Origin of the sequence: Marinomonas sargassi, assembly GCF_025716875.1 — a bacterium.
GTDB classification, from domain to species: Bacteria; Pseudomonadota; Gammaproteobacteria; order Pseudomonadales; family Marinomonadaceae; genus Marinomonas; species Marinomonas sargassi.
Genome location: NZ_JAOVZB010000004.1, coordinates 306,630 through 326,637, shown reverse-complemented (window position 1 = coordinate 326,637; position 20,008 = coordinate 306,630). Strand labels below are relative to the sequence as shown.

The following is a 20,008-nucleotide window of genomic DNA, read 5'->3' as shown; positions in this document are numbered from 1 at the left end:
GAATGAGTGCTATATTTTACATGCACCGCCAGCACAGTCATCCATGTCTTCTTGCTTGTCTTCGGCACCATCACGTGTGTTGTGGTAGTAAAGGGTTTTGACACCAAGTTTATAAGCAGAAAGAAGGTCTTTTAAAATGACTTTCATTGGTACTTTTTGTGATTCAAATTTCTGTGGGTCGTAGTTTGTATTGGCTGAAATCGCTTGGTCAACAAACTTCTGCATGATACCAACGAGCTGCAGATAACCGTCATTAGAAGGAATGGTCCACAGTAGCTCATAGTTGTCTTTCAGACGTTCGAACTCAGGAACAACTTGCTTCAGGATACCGTCTTTACTGGCTTTAACGGATACAAAACCACGAGGAGGTTCAATACCATTAGTAGCATTACTAATCTGAGATGATGTTTCAGAAGGCATTAGCGCAGTTAACGTTGAATTACGTAAACCATGCTCAACGATTTCTGTTCTTAGACTTTCCCAATCATAGAAAAGCTCAGGAGAGCAAATAGCATCAACCTCTTTTTTGTAGCTATCAATTGGCAGAATGCCTTGAGAGTAGGTTGTTTCGTTAAATGCTAAACAAGGACCAAATTCTTTCGCCAACTTGTTAGAAGCTTTTAACAAGAAATACTGAATCGCTTCGAATGTCTTGTGAGTAAGCCCATTCGCCGAACCGTCAGAGTAACGTACGCCATTTTTAGCAAGGTAATAAGCGTAGTTAATGACACCTACCCCCAGAGTACGACGTAATTCAGTAGCACGCTGTGCTGCTGGAATTGGGTAGTGCTGGTAGTCCAATAGGCTGTCTAAAGCACGTACAATCAATTCTGCTAGCTCTTCAAGCTCATCTAGGTTTTCTAGTGCACCTAAGTTGAAAGCGGATAGAGTACAAAGTGCGATTTCACCTTCTGGATCATCAATACGGTTCAAAGGTTTGGTCGGCAAAGCAATTTCTAAACATAGGTTACTCTGCTTAACTGGCGCTACCGTAGGGTTGAATGGGCTGTGAGTATTACAGTGGTCAACATTTTGTAGATAGATTCGACCTGTGCTCGCACGCTCAGAAGCAAATAGCGTAAATAGCTCGGAAGCTTTGATGGTTTGCTTACGTATGCTCGAGTCTTGTTCATACATAGTGTACAAGCGATCGAACTCTTCCTGATCTGCGAAGAAAGCGTCGTATAGCCCCGGTACATCTGATGGGCTAAACAATGTGATATCGCCGCCTTTAATCAGACGTTGATACATGAGACGGTTAAATTGCACACCGTAATCTAGATGACGTACACGGTTCTCTTCAACACCGCGGTTGTTTTTAAGTACAAGTAAACTTTCTACTTCTAAATGCCAGATAGGGTAGAAGACTGTTGCCGCTCCACCACGCACACCGCCCTGAGAACAGCTTTTTACTGCAGTTTGGAAGTGCTTGTAGAAAGGGATGCAACCAGTATGGAATGCTTCACCACCACGGATGGTACTGCCTAACGCACGTATTGCGCCAGCATTCACACCAATACCAGCACGCTGGCTAACATACTTAATGATAGCGCTTGAAGTGGCATTAATAGAGTCTAAAGAGTCGCCACATTCAATTAATACACAACTACTAAATTGACGAGTTGGGGTACGAATCCCAGACATGATTGGCGTCGGTAAAGAAATTTTGAATTGTGATACCGCGTCATAGAAGCGACGAATTAGATCTAAACGTGTTTCTTTACTGTAATTCGCGAACAAGCAAGCAGCCACTAAAATGTAGATGAACTGTGGGCTCTCATAAATCTCCCCCGTAACACGGTTTTGAACGAGATATTTGCCTTCTAACTGCTTAACTGCAGCATAAGAGAAGTTCATATCGCGGGAGTGGTCAATAAAGCCGTTTAATATGTCGAAGTCTTCAGCTGAGTAGTCTTCAAGTAAATGAGCGTCGTAGCGGTTCTGAGAAACAAGATTTTTGACATGGTCATGCAGGTGTGGCGGTTCAAACTCACCAAAGGCTTTCTTACGTAGGTGGAAGATAGCCAACCGAGCAGCGAGGTATTGATAATCAGGGGTAAATTCACTGATTAAATCGGCTGCGGATTTAATCAAGGTTTCGTGAATGTCTGTGGTTCTAATACCTTCGAAAAACTGAATCTGTGCTTTTAATTCTACTTGGGAAACAGATACGTTATCTAAACCTTCAGCGGCCCAGGTAATGACTTTGTGAATCTTCTCAAGATTAATATTTTCGGTCGCCCCGTTACGCTTAGTAACTGTCAGATTGCTCATGCATTAATTTCCCGTTAGCGCATTATGAAATAAGGTTGTTTGTCTCTATATAGTGTGTTGGTTTTTGTAAACATACTATATGTAGTGCTTTATTGCGAAGCTGTAACGAACAATAGAGCGCATCGATGTGAAAATCAAGGCTTGAAAAACAGGAATAAATGAGAACGATACTCGTGCTGAGTAGTCACTTACTTTGCTTGCCTTAAAAAGCGTAAACTTGAAAATTGGCAAGATTCTGAAACGAATTTTTAGGTTTTTTTTTTAGTTTTTTTTGATTGATTCTTTCTTGGTTTTTATGCACAAAAAGTGCTCAATAAAACAATGTGAGCACTGTTTTGATACCAGCTACAAGGGCAAATAAAACGACTTGGTGAACAAGATAAATTGGCAGTGCAAATCGTCCCATAAAAGCGATGGCTGCAAGAATGACGTGATTAGGTGTCGATACTTTATGCCAATTTAAAAAACCAAGAAGGGGGCCTAATAAAACAACGCCAATCCAAGGGAAGGGGAAAATAATATCCAACGTCTTAGTGGGTAGGGCAACATATTGTGAAATGGTGTGAAATGCATTGGGGAAGTGAAGCAAATCTGTAAAGTGGTAAACTTGCAATATGATTCCCCCTAAAAAAGCCGATAAAACCGGCAAAGTAACTAAAGGGCGACACAGAATCGAAGCAATAAAAATAAAATGTAGTATGCCAAAATAAATCCATTGCTCAGGTATTGCTAAATATGTGGCGACAGAAATGGTGGCTGCCGCTAGAAAAAGTTTTAAATCTCGCCAGAAGAAAGAAGCCGAGGGTGACTTACTTAATGTGATATAGCTGGACCAGCCTATAGCAGTTAAAAATAGAGTTAGGATCAAGCTTCTAAAATAGACCCAAAAAGGGTCGTGTATGGAGTACTCTATAAAACCAAAGTGCCGAAGGTCCCAGCACAAATGAAAAACCATCATTAAGAGCACGGCAGTGCCTCTGTATAGGTCTAAAAAAGCACTGCGTTTTGTCACTGAAGGTGTCGTAGAAGAAGGCATTGAAATCCAAGAGGTCAAATGAAAGCTAAGCCATCATACCGATACTCATTTTCCAGCTCAAGCTTACAGGGCTTTATGCCTCTATTAAAAGAACAGCTTGATTGGCAGCGAGAAGAATTAACTATGTTTGGCCGACAAGTGGTGGTTCCTCGTCAAGTTGCCTTTGTTGCCGATAAGGGCTTGTGTTATCGCTATACTGGGAAAAGTCATTTTGGCGCGGGGTGGCCAGATTGGCTATTACCACTGAAACTAGAGGCAGAAGCATTATCTGAGCAGCCTTTTAATTCTGTTTTGATAAATTGGTATAAAGATGGAGAAGAATATATGGGCTGGCATTCTGATGATGAAAAAGCCCTAGGTCCTAGCCCTGTCGTTGCTATGTTGAGTTTCGGAGCCAAGCGTAGTTTCTTATTTCGCCTTAAGGCAGACCATCAAATTAAACATGCTCTAGAACTAGAAAATAAGACTTGGTTGATTATGGGGCCATCAACACAAGTGTTGTGGCAGCACTCTTTACCAGTCAGAAAAAAGGTCAAAGAAGAGCGTATTAGCTTAACGTTTCGTCTGCTGCTTTGACCCATTTTTAGAGGCCTGAGACTAGGGTGCTTTTCTGCTGATATCCCAGAAGTTACCATTTTTCGTGTAGCAAATTCTGTCGTGTAATCGACTTGGTCTGCCTTGCCAGAACTCGATAAATGAAGGTGAAAGAATATATCCCCCCCAATTGTCTGGGCAAGCCACTTCCTTGCCATCAAAGGCTAGGCTTTCTTTCTCAAATGCGGCTTCTAAATGAGCTCTGCTCTCAACAACCGAACTTTGTTTGGAGGTTCTAGCAGCGAGCTGGCTGCCTCTAGGTCTACTAGCAAAGTAATCCTCGGAAGCCTGACGCTCAACTTTCTCTATTGTGCCTTCTATGCGAATCTGGCGAGACAAGGCAGGCCAAAAAAAGGTCATACAAGCTTTATTGTTGTTTTCGATCTGTTGGCCTTTTTCACTGTCGTAGTTAGTGAAAAAAGAGAAGCCTTGTTGGTTTCTTTGCTTTAATAAGACAACGCGCGAATGAGGGGCAAGGTTAACATCCACTGTGCTCAAAATCATAGCGGTTGGGTCGATAAGGCAAGCTTCAATAGCTGTTTTTAACCATTGATCGAATAGTGACAGTGGGTCATTGCCCGCTTGCTCTTCTAAAAGGTCGTCAAACTGATAATCGCGGCGAATTGAGTGGAGGTCTCTGTTCATACTATATCCGGTAAGTGGTCGAAGTCATGACTTTAGAAATAACGGTCATAACAGACATAACAGGTTGAGGGAATTCATAGCCCCCAGCTTCTAATGCCATGGCTTTATGTCGAGCTTCATCTATGTGCATTTGTTCCAGCACCGACTTACTTTTATGGTCTTCAATCGGTAATGTCTCCATATGCTTTTCAAGATGTAAGCAAACCTGATCTTCTGTTGCTGCAACAAAGCCTAAGCTAAGTTTGTCGCTTATTAATCCAGCTCCAGCTCCTATAACGAATGAAGCACCATAAAAAAATGGGTTTAATATGCTTGGTCTACTCTCTAACTCGTAGAGTCTTTTTTCACACCAGACTAGGTGATCAATTTCCTCTTCCGCAGCATGTTCCATATCTTCTCTAACACTGGCCAACTTTGCTGTCGTTGCTTGACCCGCGTATAGAGCTTGAGCGCATACTTCCCCGGTATGGTTAATTCTCATCAGCCCTGCAGCATGCTTTTTGTCAGGGGCGTTTAATGCCGACTCTTCCAGATTATCTGCTGGCGAGGGGCGAGAGGGTGTCGCGGCATGGGGTACTAAGGTTTGTAATGCACGATCAAACTGTAATACGGCATTATCTAGAAAAGAGACCATATTTTTTCCTTATATATTTAACCTGGTGGCCATTGCATGGCACGACCGCCTAGAACATGCATATGAATATGGTAGACCGTTTGTCCTCCCATCTCATTACAGTTCATCACAACGCGATAGCCTTCATCGCTAATGCCTTTTTGCTTAGCCACTTTGGCAGCAACAATGGGTAGCTTGCCTATAATAGGGGCATCTTCATCAGATAAATCGTTCAAAGTACTGATATGCTTTTTAGGAATGACCAAAAAATGCGTTGGAGCTTGCGGCATGATGTCTTCAAAAGCGATGACATCATCGTCTTGATATAAAATATTCGCCGGAATGTCTCCGTTTACCAGTTTACAAAATAAACAATCCATCATTTTTCCTTTCTGGGTATTATTCAAAGTTTAGTGTAGGTATCAAGTTGCTTTACGCAAAGTATTGATGCGTGACATAAAATTGCCTTTTAATCGGCTACCTTTCTGCGTTAGGTGTGCAAATTTTCTCATGAACTGACTGTCTAGCTCAGAGCATAGCAGGATATCGTCAAACCCAAGTCGTTTAGCATAATCTAAAGACATTTTAACATTGTCGCTAATGAGTAGGCACTGATCTTCTGGCCGCATAAGAGGGAGAATCCTCTGTTGTGTGATATGAGGAATGTGGCCGCCATTATCAAAGACCAAAATAATACTTCCAGCCTCTCGTTTTTCTGGTGAGCTAAGGTTGTCTAGCAAGGCCTCTAAGGTGTCGAAGTGTTCTATTCTACTGGGGTGTTCTTGTAATAATGAGAGTGTTTTTTGTAAGTCATCGTCCTCTTGGCCAAACAAAATAACATCGAAGGTATTTTGGATTTCCATTTGATGGTTAAGTTGGCGTAAATGACTAACAACAGGAATGCGAATATTGATTCTTTTTTGGCTTGTTTTGTCTGATATCTTTACGTCGCCTTTTAAGTGCTGCACCAAATAGTTGATATAGCTGATGCCGAGATCGAAGCTGCTTGCATCTTGAATGCGATTTGGTAATGGATAGCAATTAATCTCCAGCACAGTAACGCCTTCTCGATTAATGACTAAATGACGCACCGTCAGGGTTAGCGTCTGATCTGTAAAGTGTTTGAACTCTAGAGCTAGAACCTCAATGAGGTGTTGAATCAGTTTGCCGTTGCGTAGTATTTCCACATGGTCAGTGTCTTCCGTGGGGATATCGAGGAGCGAGTTATCTTGGTCAAGTCGTTGGAAGTTGCTATAAGCGTTGTCAATGAGTTGATTAAGAGGAATAGGGTCAATCTGTTCCGTGTATTGGTTGTCCTTTAAATCATTAAGGTAATCAATACGCTCTATAAGCCCTTGAATATTACTGTTAGCGGTTTTGCTGCTGGATAATAGCTGTCGAGCACTACTAGATTGAGTAGCTTGTTCTAGGTGTGCTAATCCACCGCCGATAATATTGATCTGGCGGCGTAAGCGGCTAGATAGATCAGATAAAAGATCCAGTACCTCGGTTTGAGTGCGATTAGGCTCATAGTCTCTATTGTTCTGCAGTGGAGAGTTTTGCGTAATCATACTAATCAAATAGATGAGAGCTTCAAAAATAACAGTTGTAATAAGCCCCCATTTTAAAGCGGCCATGCTAGGGATGATGCCATACATAGACAATGACCAAACGGCATAACCTGTAAAAAGTACTAGCCTTGCTACTAGATGAAAACCTGAGAAAGGCAGACTTTTTATGAAAGCGTATATCGCGTAAAAGAGTAGAAGCACCATTAACAGAGTAGGCATTATGAGTATGGAAATGACTTGAAGCTGCTCTGGTAAAAGAGAAAAGGAAATGGCTAATAATGCGCTCAGAAGGCTTAAAAGAATTAATAATGTATCTGTTTTTTTTGTGAGCTTTTTACTGTCCGTATATAGCCGCGAGAAGAGAGTAGTGAAGCTAAATGACAGAAGTAGCGCAGAATAATATAGATGGTCTTGGGCGCCTAGCGTGTTCGGGAAAAATTGCGACAGTTGATCGTTAATAGCAAGGTGGACAATAGCAATCGTCAAAAGAAAACCAGCGTATGCTAGATGCATAGGTTGTAGCGATTTGAAGAAGAAAGCCACATTCATCAATAGGAGTAAGCATAATACCCCTGTCAATAATCCATTAAATAGCAGTTCTTTATTGGCGCTTTCACTTAATTCGGATAGGGTTTTTAGTTGTACTTGAGCGTTAATTGGTCCATTGGAAGCAAGCTTCAAATACAGAGTGAAAACTGGAGGCGAGTTTGCAGGAAGGCTGAAAACATAGTTAAAGGTTTTGATTTGTCGATTGCTATAAGGCCTTTTCCCACCTAATTCAATGATAGGTTGAGTGCTGTTTATGCTAGGCAAATAAATATCGAGTATCTGCAGCCTTGGTGAGACGACCTCCAAGATAACTGGAGAGCTTGTTGCCGTTCTTATTGCAATATCACTGCGTAACCAGACGTTGCCATTTATATCTGAGAAATGCACAAACTCCCGTTGAATGGGCTTGAAGTGTTTAAGGTGATTATCGGAGGCAATGGATGAAATAGAAAGTTGGGCGCTTGTATCAATAATATAGGAGCTTTTTTCGGCTAAATTAACCCTATTGTTTTCGTCATCTAATATGGCAATTTCTGTTGCACTCCAAGTTAGGTTGGAGGCAGAAAGCAAAAAGAGTAAAATGAATCGGTAAAGCAAATTGGTCGCCTCAGCTAACGAAATACAAAGTAGGCTGTCATTATTAACTAGATAGGGGATTGAATGCTATATCCAATTTTAGTCGAACATTATATTTGGTTTAGTTTATTGCTATTGGCTGTCACATGGTGGACAAGAAGAGAGGCTCCAAACTCTAGAACTAATTTCATATATGGCTATGGAATGCTGGCAACATTAGGCTTTGTGCTTGCTTTTGACTGGATGGCAGGCGTTGTATTTGGTCTGTTGTGTTTAGAAGTCGGTCGTGTATTTAAAGCTTGGCTTAATAAAAAAGAAGCGTCGCTAAAAGAAAAGAGTGGTGACTAGTGGTTAAAGCAACTCTGAGTGATTAAAAAAGGCCTTTCGAGCGATCGGAAGGCCTTTTTTGTAAAGCGTACTTTTTGAGTCTAAGGCTTAGCTTTTCTCACGAGATATTGCGCGATGGCCAATATCTGTTCGGAAATAGACTTTATCCCAAGAAAGTGTATCCACAACTTCATAGGCGCCAGCTTGTGCTTCTGCAACTGTATCACCAAGAGAAACGGCACATAGTACACGGCCACCGTTGGTAACTACATCATCACCTTCTAAAGCCGTACCTGCTTGGAATACCTTCTGATGAGCCGGAAGCTTAGTATCCAAACCAGAAATAACATCGCCTTTAGGGTAGCTTGCAGGGTAGCCGCCAGCAGCTAGAACCACACCTAGGCTTGCTCTAGGGTCCCAATCCGCTTCCACACTCTCAAGTTCACCATTGATCGCAGCTAAACACATTTGAGCCAAATCAGAACGTAAACGCATCATGATAGGTTGAGTTTCAGGATCGCCGAATCGGCAGTTATATTCTAGAACCTTTGGAGTGCCATCAGGAGCAACCATAACACCTGCGTACAAGAAGCCGCGGTAGCGATTGCCTTCAGCGTTCATGCCTTTTACGGTTGGCATGATGACTTCGCTCATAATGCGGTCATGAATTTCAGGTGTTACAACAGGTGCAGGGGAGTAAGCGCCCATGCCACCAGTATTTGGTCCTTTATCACCGTTATCACGTGCTTTGTGGTCTTGGCTAGTCGCCATAGTCAGAACGGTCTCGCCGTCTACCATGCAGATAAAACTAGCTTCTTCACCCACCAAAAACTCTTCAATGACAACACGGCTGCCGGCATCACCAAAAGCATTGCCTTGTAGCATGTCTTCGACTGCTTCAATGGCTTCCGCTTCTGTTTGCGCCAAGATAACGCCTTTACCAGCCGCTAGGCCATCGGCTTTAACAACAATAGGTGCGCCTTGCTGTTTGATATAGGCAACAGCAGGCTCGATTTCAGTAAAGTTGCCGTAGCTTGCTGTTGGAATATCGTGACGAGCTAGGAAATCTTTAGTGAAGGCTTTAGAGCCTTCCAATTGAGCTGCGCCAGCCGTTGGGCCGAAAATCGCCAAACCTTCTTTTTCAAAGGCATCAACAACACCAATAACTAGCGGTGCTTCTGGACCTACAATAGTAAGGTCGATGCTTTCGCTTTTTGCAAACGCAACGAGATCAGCAACATCAGTGACACCGATATTAACGTTTTCTACTTTGTTTTCTGTTGCTGTACCCGCATTTCCTGGAGCCACGAATACTTTTTCAACATTATCTGATTCTGCGGTTTTCCATGCTAATGCATGCTCACGGCCGCCATTACCAATAATAAGAACTTTCATTGTATAAACCCTTTTTCGCAAAGCCTAAAGGCCAATTCAGAAATTTAGTTAAGGGGGATGAACTGTCCTCCTTAACGCTTTTCTTAGTGGCGGAAGTGACGCATGCCAGTAAATACCATTGCCATTCCAGCTTCGTCTGCTGCAGCGATAACTTCTTCATCACGCATTGAACCACCCGGTTGAATAACCGCAGTGATGCCAGCTTGAGCGGCGGCATCAATGCCGTCACGGAATGGGAAGAAAGCATCAGAGGCCATAACTGAACCAACGACTTCTAGGTTTTCGTCAGCGGCTTTAATGCCAGCGATTTTCGCGCTGTATACACGGCTCATTTGGCCTGCACCGACACCGATAGTCTGCGCTGCTTTGGCGTAAACAATAGCGTTTGATTTAACAAATTTTGCTACTTTCCAAGCGAATAACAAGTCTTTCAACTCTTCTTCACTAGGTTGGCGTTTAGAGACTACTTTTAGGTCTGCTAATGTAATGGCACCGTCATCACGGTCTTGAACTAATAATCCGCCATTAACACGCTTGTAATCCAACGCGGCAGGCTTTTCTGTAGACCATTGGCCACATTCAAGTAAGCGTACATTTTGTTTTGCTGAAACCACTTCAACGGCTTCTTTGCTAACACTTGGTGCGATAATCACTTCAACGAATTGACGCTCAACAATGGCTTTCGCTGTCGCTGCATCTAACTCTTGGTTGAAAGCAATGATGCCACCAAATGCAGACGTTGGATCCGTTTGGAAAGCGAGATCATAAGCTTCTAGTTGAGAATCTGCCGTAGCAACACCACATGGGTTAGCGTGTTTAACAATAACACAGGCTGGCTTATCGAAACTTTTTACACACTCAAGAGCGGCGTCAGTATCAGCAATGTTGTTATAAGATAAGGCTTTACCTTGTAGTTGTTTCGCTGTGCTAATAGAAGCTTCTTGCGGATTGCTTTCAACATAGAAAGCCGCTTTTTGGTGAGGATTTTCGCCGTAACGCATTTCTTCTTGCTTATCGAATTGCAAGTTGAAAGTGCGAGGGAAGTCTTCGCTACCACCTTCTACTTTTTTGCCTAGGAAGTTAGCGATAGCGCCATCATAATGGGAAGTGTGTTCGAAAGCTTGAACCGCTAAATCAAAGCGTTGGTCGAGAGTTAATCCGCCTTCTGCTTTTAATGAAGCAAGAATGCCTTCATAGCTAGCAGGGGAAACTACGATAGCAACGTCTTTGTGGTTTTTTGCCGCAGAACGAACCATAGTTGGTCCACCAATATCGATGTTCTCTATCGCCATTGGTAAATCGCAATCAGGTCGAGCGATAGTGGCTTCAAATGGGTATAGGTTAACAACAACCATATCAATTTCGTCGATGCCGTGCTCTTTCATGATAGCCCCATCAATATCACGACGACCTAGAATGCCGCCATGTACTTTAGGGTGAAGCGTTTTTACTCGGCCGTCCATCATTTCAGGGAAGCCTGTGTAGTCTGATACTTCTGTCGCAGGGACTTTATTTTCAAGCAACAGCTTGTAAGTACCACCAGTAGATAGAATTTCAACGCCTTGAGCCGTTAATTCTCTTGCGAATTCGACAATGCCTGATTTGTCAGAAACGCTGATTAAAGCTCGTTTGATTGGAGTAACTGTTTTTTGATTTGCCATCATGGTTCTCGCAATAGGATTAAACAAGGGGAAATAAAATGAAAAAGGGCGAAAACGCCCTTTATCAGTGATTCTTATAGCATGCCGTACTGTTTTAGCTTCTTACGAAGTGTGCCTCGGTTTAAGCCTAGTAGGGTCGATGCTTTAGTTTGATTGTCTTTGGTGTAGCTCATTACAGATTCTAGCAAGGGTGCTTCTACTTCTGCTAAAACAAGCTGATATAGATCTGTTACTGGTTGCCCATCGAGATGAGAAAAATAGTTGTGTAGGGCTTTTTCAACATTATCGCGTAGTGTTTGTGATTGCTCAGAAGAAGCGGTTTTGAATGTATATGCTTGAGTTTGTTCTAACACAGAGTAACCTTCTATTATATTAAATTAACCATTGTTTAATGTATAAGCAGTCTCATACATTAAGTCATAAATTTATTCAGCAGTAAAAAATGCTTCTAGTTTGTCTAATTGCTCTTGCGGGTTGTCAATACGATTAAAAACAGCACGAAATTGTGACTTGTCCTCAAGCGTCTGTAGATACCAACCAACATGTTTACGGGCAATTCGAACACCCAAATAGTCGCCATAAAACTCATGTAGTCTGACAACGTGTTTCATCACAAGCTGCTTTACTTCTTCTAGAGAAGGTGAGTTAAGCAGCTCGTTGGTGTGTAAATAATGATTTATTTCGCGAAATATCCACGGTCTTCCTTGGGCGGCCCGTCCAACCATAATGGCATCAGCATTGGTGTAGTCTTTTACATACTTCGCCTTGATTGGGTCGTTAATATCACCATTGGCAAAAACGGGTATGGACAGTTGCTGTTTAATTTCAGCGATTGTGTCGTACTCGACTTGGCCTTTAAACTTGCATTCACGCGTACGTCCATGAACAGCTAAGGCTTGGATACCAATATCTTCTGCCATTTTAGCAATGCTAATGCCGTTTTTTTGATCCAGACTCCAGCCTGTGCGAATCTTTAGAGTGACAGGAACCGATACACTATTTACAACAGATTCCAGTATTTCTCGTACCAAACTTTCATCCTTTAATAAGGCGGATCCAGCGGCCTTATTACAGACTTTCTTGGCAGGGCACCCCATATTAATGTCAATGATCTGCGCGCCTAACTCAACATTCTGCTGAGCTGCTTCGGCCATCATGACAGGGTCGCCTCCTGCGATTTGCACTGATCTTGGGGAAACTTCGTCATCATGAATTAAACGATGGCGACTTTTGCTGGAGTTCCAAAGTCGAACATCGGAAGTAACCATTTCGGAAACCACTAAACCAGCCCCTTGATCATGACAAAGACGTCGGAAGGGTAAATCTGTTACACCTGCCATAGGTGCAAGAATGACCGGCTTCTCTACATGATATGGACCAATAGCAAATGCCATGATGTTCCTGAATACTGGATGAAATATTAAAGAGCGCCAACTAAGTTAGCGGGCGTGAATAATACCTAGGCAATTGATGTTTTTGAAGTCTTGACAGATTAAAAATTGACTGTTTTTTAACCTTTTTATGAAACCATTTAGAAAATGAGGCACTAATAAGATCGAGTGTCTGCAGAAAAGGCGTTTAGTTGATGAGTAACCGCTGTGGCCCCCGGGTCTTTAATAGGGATAACCAAGTGAATAGGTGTGTTTGATGGCATATAGGTAATGTCGAGAAAGTCCTTGTGAAGATAGTCTCTGGGGGCAAAAAGCCGAGCAGCAACAGGGGCACCGTTTAAGTCAAAAAACTCTAGCGCAATTTTAGGCATAGGTTGTGAGAAACTGCTGGTGTTGGTCATGATGGCGTTGACTAAAAGCGTATCAGGAATGCTCGGGTGACTTTGAATTCGCACATGCTGAATCGATATTCCAGTAATGTCTTCAAAGCCGGGTAGAGCGCAATCCAAATAGGAACAGGCCATTTGATAGAATGGTCGTAAGCTGGGAGAGCGACTTCCAGCATCAAAATAATGGGTCGCAACTTGCCCCACTAATATGGCAGCTCCCAAAATAAAGCCCATAAACCATAACCAAGTTCGTGATTTCTTGGTGTGCGACTTTGGCTCGTTTTCTTCAAAGAGAGGGGCTAAGCTTTCTTGGGCGGACAGCTGCTCTAAGATGCTGTGCTGACTTTTTATATCCGAAGGGCGTGCTTGTGCCGAAGCTGTTTGTGCAAGAGAATGCAAAGCAACCATGTAGTCTGGTTCTTGGGCAGGCTCGCTGCCTTGAGGTTGAGACTTTGCTTGTGGTGCTTTGGGTTTTTGAATAGCAGGCTTTTCAGTCGCTTTACTCGCCTTTGGTTTGGGCGTGCTCTTAGAGGTATTACGTGCCTTTTGAAGAGCAGCTTCCACTTCTGCAAGTTCTAATTCCCAAGGGGCTAAGTCGTCTTGGGAGCGTTCATCTGCTTTTTTCTGGCTGTTTTTCTCTGTGTTACTTTTGACGTCATTTATAGGTTTAGGTGTCAGACTGTCTTTAGGTGAAAGAGGGTCTTCGGGAGGTTGAAGATCTTCGTCATCAAACAAGGTTTGCAGCCAGTCAGGGTTGATGATTTCATCATCAGCGGTTAAGTCTGACTCTATTGTTGCTTGTTCAATGGGTGTTTTCTTGTTGTGATCCTCATCTAAAGAGGCACTTTTTCTTGGCTCTTCAGCAGGAGCTGCCGTTACAAGGTTCTCTTTTGCTTTTACGGCAGTAGCAGGCTCTGCTTTAGTAGGTGTGGCCTTCGTTGGTTGAGGTACTTGATTGGCTACTTTAGCTGTATCGAATATGTGAAAGCACTGCCCACACCTTACTTTACCTTTTGCCATGGCTAGTACGTCATCTGTAACACGAAATGCAGTGGAACATTTTGGGCAACGTGTGATTAAGCTATTGGCCATAGGGGAGGTATTTCCTTAAGTAAAGCAGACCTGTTGATCTCAGTTATTAAGCGTTTTTGACGCCGACGATACGAACCCATTCGTCTCGCTCAGTAACGGATTCTATCGTGAACCATTCTTGATAAGCGAGGATAACTTCTTTTGCCTGATTAGCCAATATCCCCGACAAGGCCAGCTGTCCACCATCTTTTACCAATGAGGAAATAGTCGGCGCCAGTTGTGCGAGAGGTCCTGCTAAGATATTCGCAACCACTATGTCAGCTTGAAGGTCTGACTCGTATGGTGGGAGTTTTACCTCGATTCGACTTGAATCTATGTTGTTGCGTTCAGCATTGGCTTGGGTTGCTTGAATCGCTTGTGGATCGATGTCTATACCTATCATGTTATTAGCACCGAGCAATAAGCCAGCAATGCCTAAAATACCCGAGCCACAGCCATAGTCGATGAGTGTTTTGTTTTCACAATCTATGCTGTCTAACCATTGTAAGCACAAAGCAGTCGTTGGGTGCGTGCCTGTACCAAAAGCTAATCCAGGGTCTAGCATCAGGGTGACTGCATTTGGATCTGGCACGTCTCGCCAGCTAGGGCATACCCATAAGCGCTCCCCAAATTGAATAGGGTGGTAGCTATCCATCCATTCCCTTTCCCAGTCTTTGTCTTCTAGTATCTCGATTTTCAAATCGATATTCGTTTCCCCAATTGACGTCGCTTTATGCTCAACGACAGGACGCACGGCATCTACGTCAATATCTGCTTCAAACAGTCCTGTTACCTTGGTGTTACGCCATAGAGGGGTCGTATTTAAATCAGGCTCATAGACAGGGTCATCATAAACGTCTTCAAATGTCACAACGAGTGCGCCGCATTCTAGTAGGGTGTCTTCGAAAGCTGGGACGTGGTCTGGAGTGGTGTGTATACGAATTTGAAGCCAAGGCATAAAGTGAGTCCAATAGGTTAAGAACCCTAATAGGATAACTAAGCTTGGGGGGAGAGGCGAGAGGAAATTAATACCCCCTAATGAAATTTTGTTTCCATTAGGGGGTATTGTAAGTCGTTAAAGACCGAGTTTTTTCTCAAGATAATGGATGTTTACGCCACCAGCAATGAAGTTACCGTCATTTGCGAGATCTTTTTGAAGATCGATATTGGTTTTGATGCCATCAATAAAAGTTTCATCAAGAGCGCCAGATAGGCGTTTAAGAGCCGCTGTTCTATCTGCTGCATGACAAATGATTTTTGCAATCATTGAATCATACGTAGGTGGAACAGAGTAACCGCTGTATAGGTGTGAGTCGACACGTACACCCATACCGCCTGGAGCATGGAAGTATTCCACTTTACCTGGGCATGGCATGAAGGTTTTTGAATCTTCTGCGTTAATACGCGCTTCAACCGCATGGCCATTAAGCTTGATGTCTTCTTGCTTAAGGGACAGTGGTAGACCACTTGCAATGCGCAGCTGTTCTTTCACTATGTCTACGCCTGTAACCATTTCAGTTACTGGGTGCTCTACTTGAACACGAGTGTTCATTTCAATGAAGTAGAAACCACCGTCTTCATACAAGAACTCGAATGTACCTGCACCGCGGTAGTTAATCTTGATACAGGCATCAACACAAGCTTGTAAACACGCTTGGCGAGATGTCTCATCAAGCATAGGGGCAGGAGCTTCTTCTAGAACTTTTTGATGGCGGCGTTGCAAAGAGCAGTCGCGATCATAAAGGTGAACAGCATTACCTTGGCCATCGGCAAGTACTTGAACTTCAACGTGACGTGGGTTTTGTAGGAATTTTTCCATGTAAACCGTGCTGTCACCAAAGTAAGAGCCTGCTTCAGATTGAGTGATGCTAATAGACTTTAATAGGCTGCTTTCGTTGTGAACAACACGCATACCACGTCCACCACCACCAGCGGCAGCTTTAACAATAACAGGGAAGCCGATTTCACGGGCAACACGTAAACACTCGTCTGGGTCTGTAGGAACAGGGCCATTTGAGCCTGGTACTGTCGGAACGCCAGCTTCTTTCATGGCTTTAATGGCAGATACTTTATCGCCCATAAGACGGATTGTCTCAGCTTTAGGGCCAATGAAAGCAAATCCAGAGTTTTCTACTTGCTCAGCAAAATCTGCATTTTCTGCAAGGAAGCCATAGCCTGGGTGAATAGCTGAAGTATCTGTTAATTCTGCAGCACTAATAATTGCAGGAATGTTCAAATAACTTTGTGCTGATGGATTGGGGCCAATACAGATAGATTCATCTGCAAGGCGAACGTGCAATAGGTCGCGGTCAATTTTGGAGTGGACAGCAACGGTTTTGATACCAAGTTCTTTACACGCACGTAAAATACGTAGCGCGATCTCGCCTCGGTTAGCAATCAATACTTTATCGAGCATGATAAAACCTCTTGTTTAAATTAAACGATAGTTACAAGTGGTTGATCAAATTCAACTGGCTCGCCATCTTCTACTAAGATTGCGCCAATTGTGCCTGATTTATCAGCTTCAATTTGGTTCATCATTTTCATTGCTTCAACGATACAAATAGTATCGCCAGCATTTACTTTTTGGCCTACTTCAACGAATGGTTTAGCACCTGGAGCAGATGACTTGTAGTAAGTGCCGACCATTGGTGATTTTACTGCGTGACCAGCAACTTCTGCTGGAGCTTCTGGAGCTGCTGTTGGAGCAGGCGCAGCTACTGGAGCCGCTACGACAGGAGCAGCAACTGGTGCTGCAACGATAGGTGCTGCACCGCCACGGCTGATGCGAACAGCTTCTTCGCCTTCCTTGATTTCAATCTCGTATACGTTAGATTCTTCTAGCAGCTCAATTAGTTTCTTTATTTTGCGAATGTCCATGATTTCTCTCTTTATTGTCATTATTGACCCAGTGAAGCAAAACACACTGGATAATTGTTAAACTGTGCCGCCCTATAATTGTGCGGTCTTGAGTGTAAGATAGCGGCTTTTAAAAAAAATAAAAGTAACTAAAGCATCTATAGGGTGAAATTATCGTGAAAAAGCGTGAAATTGTCCAGTTCTTCGGTAAAAAAACCGAAAAACACTCCGTATGTGTGTTTTTTGATCTCTGGTAAACTAGGGTTTTTTGAGTTGCTGGCTTACTGCGAATTGTAGTCGTTCGATTAGTTCCGCTTGAGTGGGCTCGCCAATCAATGTGAGTTGCTTAAGTTCTTTTCCTTGGGGGTCTAAAAAAACAATGGAGGGTGGTCCAAATAATGAAAAGGCTTTCATTATTTCTCTGTTCTCTTGTGAATTTTGCGTAACATCGACCCTAACGAGCTGTACTTGCTTTGTTAGAGGAAGAGCTTCGGGAGAAGCAAACATGGCTTCAACGTATCGACAGCTGATGCACCAATCTGCATATAGATCCAGTACTATCGGTCTGTCATCTTGGTTGCTTATTATTCTCTGAAGCTCTTCTAAGCTGCCAATGCTGGCATCAAAATGTACTGTGTTATACGTCTCAGTCGAATTAGGGGTGTAGGTTGATTTTAATGGCTGTAAAGCTTCCTTATTTCCCATTGCGCCCCCTATAAATTCCATTATACCAATGAGTAAAAAGGTGATGGCGATAAGCCAGCGGATAGGGTGAGAATGATTGTAGGCTCTGTGTATAAAGTAGCTACCTATAGATAAAGCCAGTAAGCCCCAGAGAAATAGCTGAGCGTGTTCCGGAATCCAGCGAGACATCAGCCAAGCCGAAACGGCTAATAGCCCCAGCCCCATCACGTTTTTTATGTCCTGTAACCATTCGCCATTCTTGGGTAGCACCTTAGAGCCAAATAAACCAACTAATAGCAAAGGGATTCCCATGCCGACTCCCATAGTGAAAAGCATAAGTGCGCCATACCACGCGTCTCCTTGGCCACTTATATAAAGCAAGGTGCCAACCAATGGTGCGGAAACGCAAGGAGAGACAATTAAAGTGGATAAAACCCCAGCTATAAAGGTGCTGCCTGATGTTCTCCATAAAGATTGGGAACTTGATGCTGTTACTTGTAACTTATTTTGCCATGAAGAAGGGAGTCGTAATTCGTAAACTCCAAACATGGCCAAAGCTAATAGGACAAATATAACACTGGATGTTGCTAACAATAATGGGCTTTGCAGTTGTGCTTGCAGATTAAGTTGCAGGCCAAAAATGCCGACTAAGCCACCAATTAAAGAGTAGGTGAGTGCCATAGCCAGAACATAGATAAAGCTGTAATAAAATGCCCCCATTCTTGAATCTCGTGTGCCAACAACAATGGCGCTGACAATAGGCACCATAGGTAGAACGCAAGGGGTTAATGAAAGAAGTAAGCCTAGAAGAAATAAGGTGCCTAGGGCGATCCAAATGCTACTCGATTTAAGGGTTTCGGTTATGGCCTGAGTCTCAGATGGTGCAATTGAATTAGCGGTAGAGGCTTTAGATGTGTTCCCATTTTTCGTGTTGTCAGGTGAGGGGCGTGCGTCTGCAGAGAGTTCTGGAACGGTAAATGAGATAGGCGTGTTTTGAGGGGCGTAGCAAAGCCCCTGATCGGCGCAGCCTTGATAAGACAGTGTGGCATCAATTTCGCTACCTACAGGCAGATTAATGTCGTAGTAGATAGGTAAGGTAAGGGTGTTACGATAAATTTGCACATCACCGAAATAGGGGTCGTTTTTTGTTTCGGCATCTGGAAAATGAGAAAAATGTAGCTTGTCTTTATTTTTACCAGATAAACGGAATTGCTCTTGATATAAGTAATAGCCTTCATGAATTGTCCATGAAGCCAAGATCTTGCCATCTTTCGGAGTGGATAAAGAAAACTGGAAAGCTTGTTCTACCGGTAAAAAACTGGGTTTTGTTAGGCTTGATGTTGGGGCGAACGTAAAAGCATGGGCAATACTTTGGATAAAAAGTAGCAGCAAAAAAATAAGTGGGCGCATAGATATCTACAATATTAATGAATTGAGGGCTGTCGGTACAAAACTGACTTTCAACAGTCCAGATAGAAGGTGTAGACTAACAACCCACCCAAAAGTTGCCAATCACAAGGTGATAAATTGAATAAAAAACTATTTTCTTTGCTATTTTCTGCTTTATTCCTGACAGCTTGTCAGCAAAACCTAGCTCCGGTAAAAGATCAAGAGCCTTTATTGGAAGGTGATCATGCTCCAACTCAGCAAGTGGAAGAGCCTAAAACTATTGAGGCTGCTGCTGATGGTAAGCTTGAAGCTAAAGAAAAAAACAAAGAAAAAACAATTTCAGCTTTTGAAAAAATTACATTAGGCCTTATTGAGAGAGGAGAGCAGGCACTTGCGGCAAGACGTTTACTGACTCCTGAAGAAGATAATGCAAACTTATATTTTCAAGCGGCGTTAGGGCGAGATCCCGGTAACTTTGAAGCGACTCAGGGGATTGCTAATATTGTTGAGCTATATGGTGAATGGGCTTGGCAAGCAGCACAGGGTCGCAATTATCGACAAGCTTCACGCTACTTAGAATCCGCCCGCTCTGTGAATTCACAGGACCCGCTGATAAATGAAATAGACTTGAGAATACAGGATTTGCAGCAAAAAAGATTAGATGAAGCCCGACATGCTGCCCAGCAACAAAAGAAAAAAACACTTGCGGCTAATGATGATCAAGAACAAAGTAAGCAACAAGAGAATGTGTATTTCTTACCTAAAGAACTGTTTTCTTTGAGTGATGATGAAGTGCTGGAGCTGCTTCAGCCTATAATAGATAAGGTAAATGAACAGCGTGCTCCCATTGCTATTTCTTGGGCGAAAGATAAAGAAGCTCGTTTGTTGTATCAGATAATTAATAGCCGTACGCCAGAGTTTCGTCTACGGGCTATGATATTTCACCGTACTGATTATAAAATAGAGTTACAACAGGATTAAGGT

18 protein-coding genes are annotated in these 20,008 nt (G+C 43.0%); 3 read left to right on the top strand and 15 right to left on the bottom strand.

What is annotated here, in order from left to right:
• Positions 1–9: 9 nt before the first annotated feature.
• Both nrdA and OFY17_RS10525 read right to left on the bottom strand, forming a co-directional pair.
• Positions 10–2,274 (bottom strand): class 1a ribonucleoside-diphosphate reductase subunit alpha, encoded by a 2,265-nt coding sequence (nrdA, locus tag OFY17_RS10530; protein WP_263530691.1) that lies wholly within the window; start codon positions 2,272–2,274, stop codon positions 10–12.
• Positions 2,275–2,584: 310 nt separating this feature from the next.
• Positions 2,585–3,310, bottom strand: a complete 726-nt coding sequence (locus OFY17_RS10525; protein WP_263530690.1) for a heparan-alpha-glucosaminide N-acetyltransferase — start codon at positions 3,308–3,310, stop codon at positions 2,585–2,587.
• Positions 3,311–3,328: 18 nt separating this feature from the next.
• Here OFY17_RS10525 and OFY17_RS10520 point away from each other — a divergent pair, with 18 nt between their 5' ends.
• Positions 3,329–3,886, top strand: a complete 558-nt coding sequence (locus tag OFY17_RS10520; RefSeq protein ID WP_263530689.1) for an alpha-ketoglutarate-dependent dioxygenase AlkB family protein — start codon at positions 3,329–3,331, stop codon at positions 3,884–3,886.
• A gap of 21 nt (positions 3,887–3,907) precedes the next feature.
• On the opposite strand, the gene pdxH is transcribed toward OFY17_RS10520, so the two are convergent.
• From pdxH to OFY17_RS10500, 4 genes are read right to left on the bottom strand one after another with little or no spacing between them, the layout of a single operon-like run.
• Positions 3,908–4,549, bottom strand: coding sequence for a pyridoxamine 5'-phosphate oxidase (pdxH, locus tag OFY17_RS10515; protein ID WP_263530688.1), 642 nt, complete (start codon positions 4,547–4,549; stop codon positions 3,908–3,910).
• A 1-nt stretch (position 4,550) separates the two neighbouring features.
• Positions 4,551–5,183 carry a 2-polyprenyl-3-methyl-6-methoxy-1,4-benzoquinone monooxygenase gene (gene coq7, locus OFY17_RS10510; RefSeq protein WP_263530687.1) on the bottom strand — a complete coding sequence of 211 codons (633 nt, stop codon included), beginning with the start codon at positions 5,181–5,183 and terminating at the stop codon, positions 4,551–4,553.
• A 17-nt stretch (positions 5,184–5,200) separates the two neighbouring features.
• Positions 5,201–5,542, bottom strand: coding sequence for a histidine triad nucleotide-binding protein (locus OFY17_RS10505; RefSeq protein ID WP_263530686.1), 342 nt, complete (start codon positions 5,540–5,542; stop codon positions 5,201–5,203).
• 42 nt (positions 5,543–5,584) lie between these two features.
• On the bottom strand, positions 5,585–7,879 hold the full coding sequence (locus OFY17_RS10500; RefSeq protein WP_263530685.1) for a 7TMR-DISM family protein: 2,295 nt from the start codon (positions 7,877–7,879) through the stop codon (positions 5,585–5,587).
• A gap of 63 nt (positions 7,880–7,942) precedes the next feature.
• On the opposite strand from OFY17_RS10500, the gene OFY17_RS10495 reads away from it, so the two are divergent.
• The gene (locus tag OFY17_RS10495; protein WP_263530684.1) at positions 7,943–8,206 is read left to right on the top strand and encodes a hypothetical protein; all 264 of its coding nucleotides are present in this window, start codon (positions 7,943–7,945) and stop codon (positions 8,204–8,206) included.
• A gap of 87 nt (positions 8,207–8,293) precedes the next feature.
• Here the strand turns inward: OFY17_RS10495 and purD are convergent, their stop codons facing one another.
• The 9 genes from purD to dsbD form a co-directional block, all read right to left on the bottom strand.
• Positions 8,294–9,580: a phosphoribosylamine--glycine ligase gene (gene purD, locus OFY17_RS10490; RefSeq protein WP_263530683.1), complete on the bottom strand. Its 1,287-nt coding sequence runs from the start codon at positions 9,578–9,580 to the stop codon at positions 8,294–8,296.
• Between the two features lie 83 nt (positions 9,581–9,663).
• On the bottom strand, positions 9,664–11,241 hold the full coding sequence (purH, locus tag OFY17_RS10485; protein WP_263530746.1) for a bifunctional phosphoribosylaminoimidazolecarboxamide formyltransferase/IMP cyclohydrolase: 1,578 nt from the start codon (positions 11,239–11,241) through the stop codon (positions 9,664–9,666).
• A gap of 74 nt (positions 11,242–11,315) precedes the next feature.
• Positions 11,316–11,594 (bottom strand): DNA-binding transcriptional regulator Fis, encoded by a 279-nt coding sequence (fis, locus tag OFY17_RS10480; protein ID WP_263530682.1) that lies wholly within the window; start codon positions 11,592–11,594, stop codon positions 11,316–11,318.
• 72 nt (positions 11,595–11,666) lie between these two features.
• Complete coding sequence (dusB, locus tag OFY17_RS10475) at positions 11,667–12,635, bottom strand: tRNA dihydrouridine synthase DusB (RefSeq protein WP_263530681.1); 969 nt, start codon at positions 12,633–12,635, stop codon at positions 11,667–11,669.
• A 152-nt stretch (positions 12,636–12,787) separates the two neighbouring features.
• A complete protein-coding gene (locus OFY17_RS10470) occupies positions 12,788–14,113 on the bottom strand; it encodes a zinc-ribbon and DUF3426 domain-containing protein (RefSeq protein WP_263530680.1) in 1,326 nt (441 codons plus the stop codon).
• A 46-nt stretch (positions 14,114–14,159) separates the two neighbouring features.
• Positions 14,160–15,050 (bottom strand): 50S ribosomal protein L11 methyltransferase, encoded by an 891-nt coding sequence (prmA, locus tag OFY17_RS10465; protein ID WP_263530679.1) that lies wholly within the window; start codon positions 15,048–15,050, stop codon positions 14,160–14,162.
• Between the two features lie 117 nt (positions 15,051–15,167).
• The gene (accC, locus tag OFY17_RS10460; RefSeq protein ID WP_263530678.1) at positions 15,168–16,508 is read right to left on the bottom strand and encodes an acetyl-CoA carboxylase biotin carboxylase subunit; all 1,341 of its coding nucleotides are present in this window, start codon (positions 16,506–16,508) and stop codon (positions 15,168–15,170) included.
• A gap of 20 nt (positions 16,509–16,528) precedes the next feature.
• On the bottom strand, positions 16,529–16,972 hold the full coding sequence (gene accB / locus OFY17_RS10455) for an acetyl-CoA carboxylase biotin carboxyl carrier protein (RefSeq protein ID WP_263530677.1): 444 nt from the start codon (positions 16,970–16,972) through the stop codon (positions 16,529–16,531).
• A gap of 237 nt (positions 16,973–17,209) precedes the next feature.
• On the bottom strand, positions 17,210–19,045 hold the full coding sequence (gene dsbD, locus OFY17_RS10450) for a protein-disulfide reductase DsbD (protein WP_263530676.1): 1,836 nt from the start codon (positions 19,043–19,045) through the stop codon (positions 17,210–17,212).
• A 117-nt stretch (positions 19,046–19,162) separates the two neighbouring features.
• Between dsbD and OFY17_RS10445 the strand changes: the two genes are divergently transcribed.
• A complete protein-coding gene (locus tag OFY17_RS10445) occupies positions 19,163–20,005 on the top strand; it encodes a hypothetical protein (protein WP_263530675.1) in 843 nt (280 codons plus the stop codon).
• The last annotated feature ends 3 nt before the right edge of the window (positions 20,006–20,008 follow it).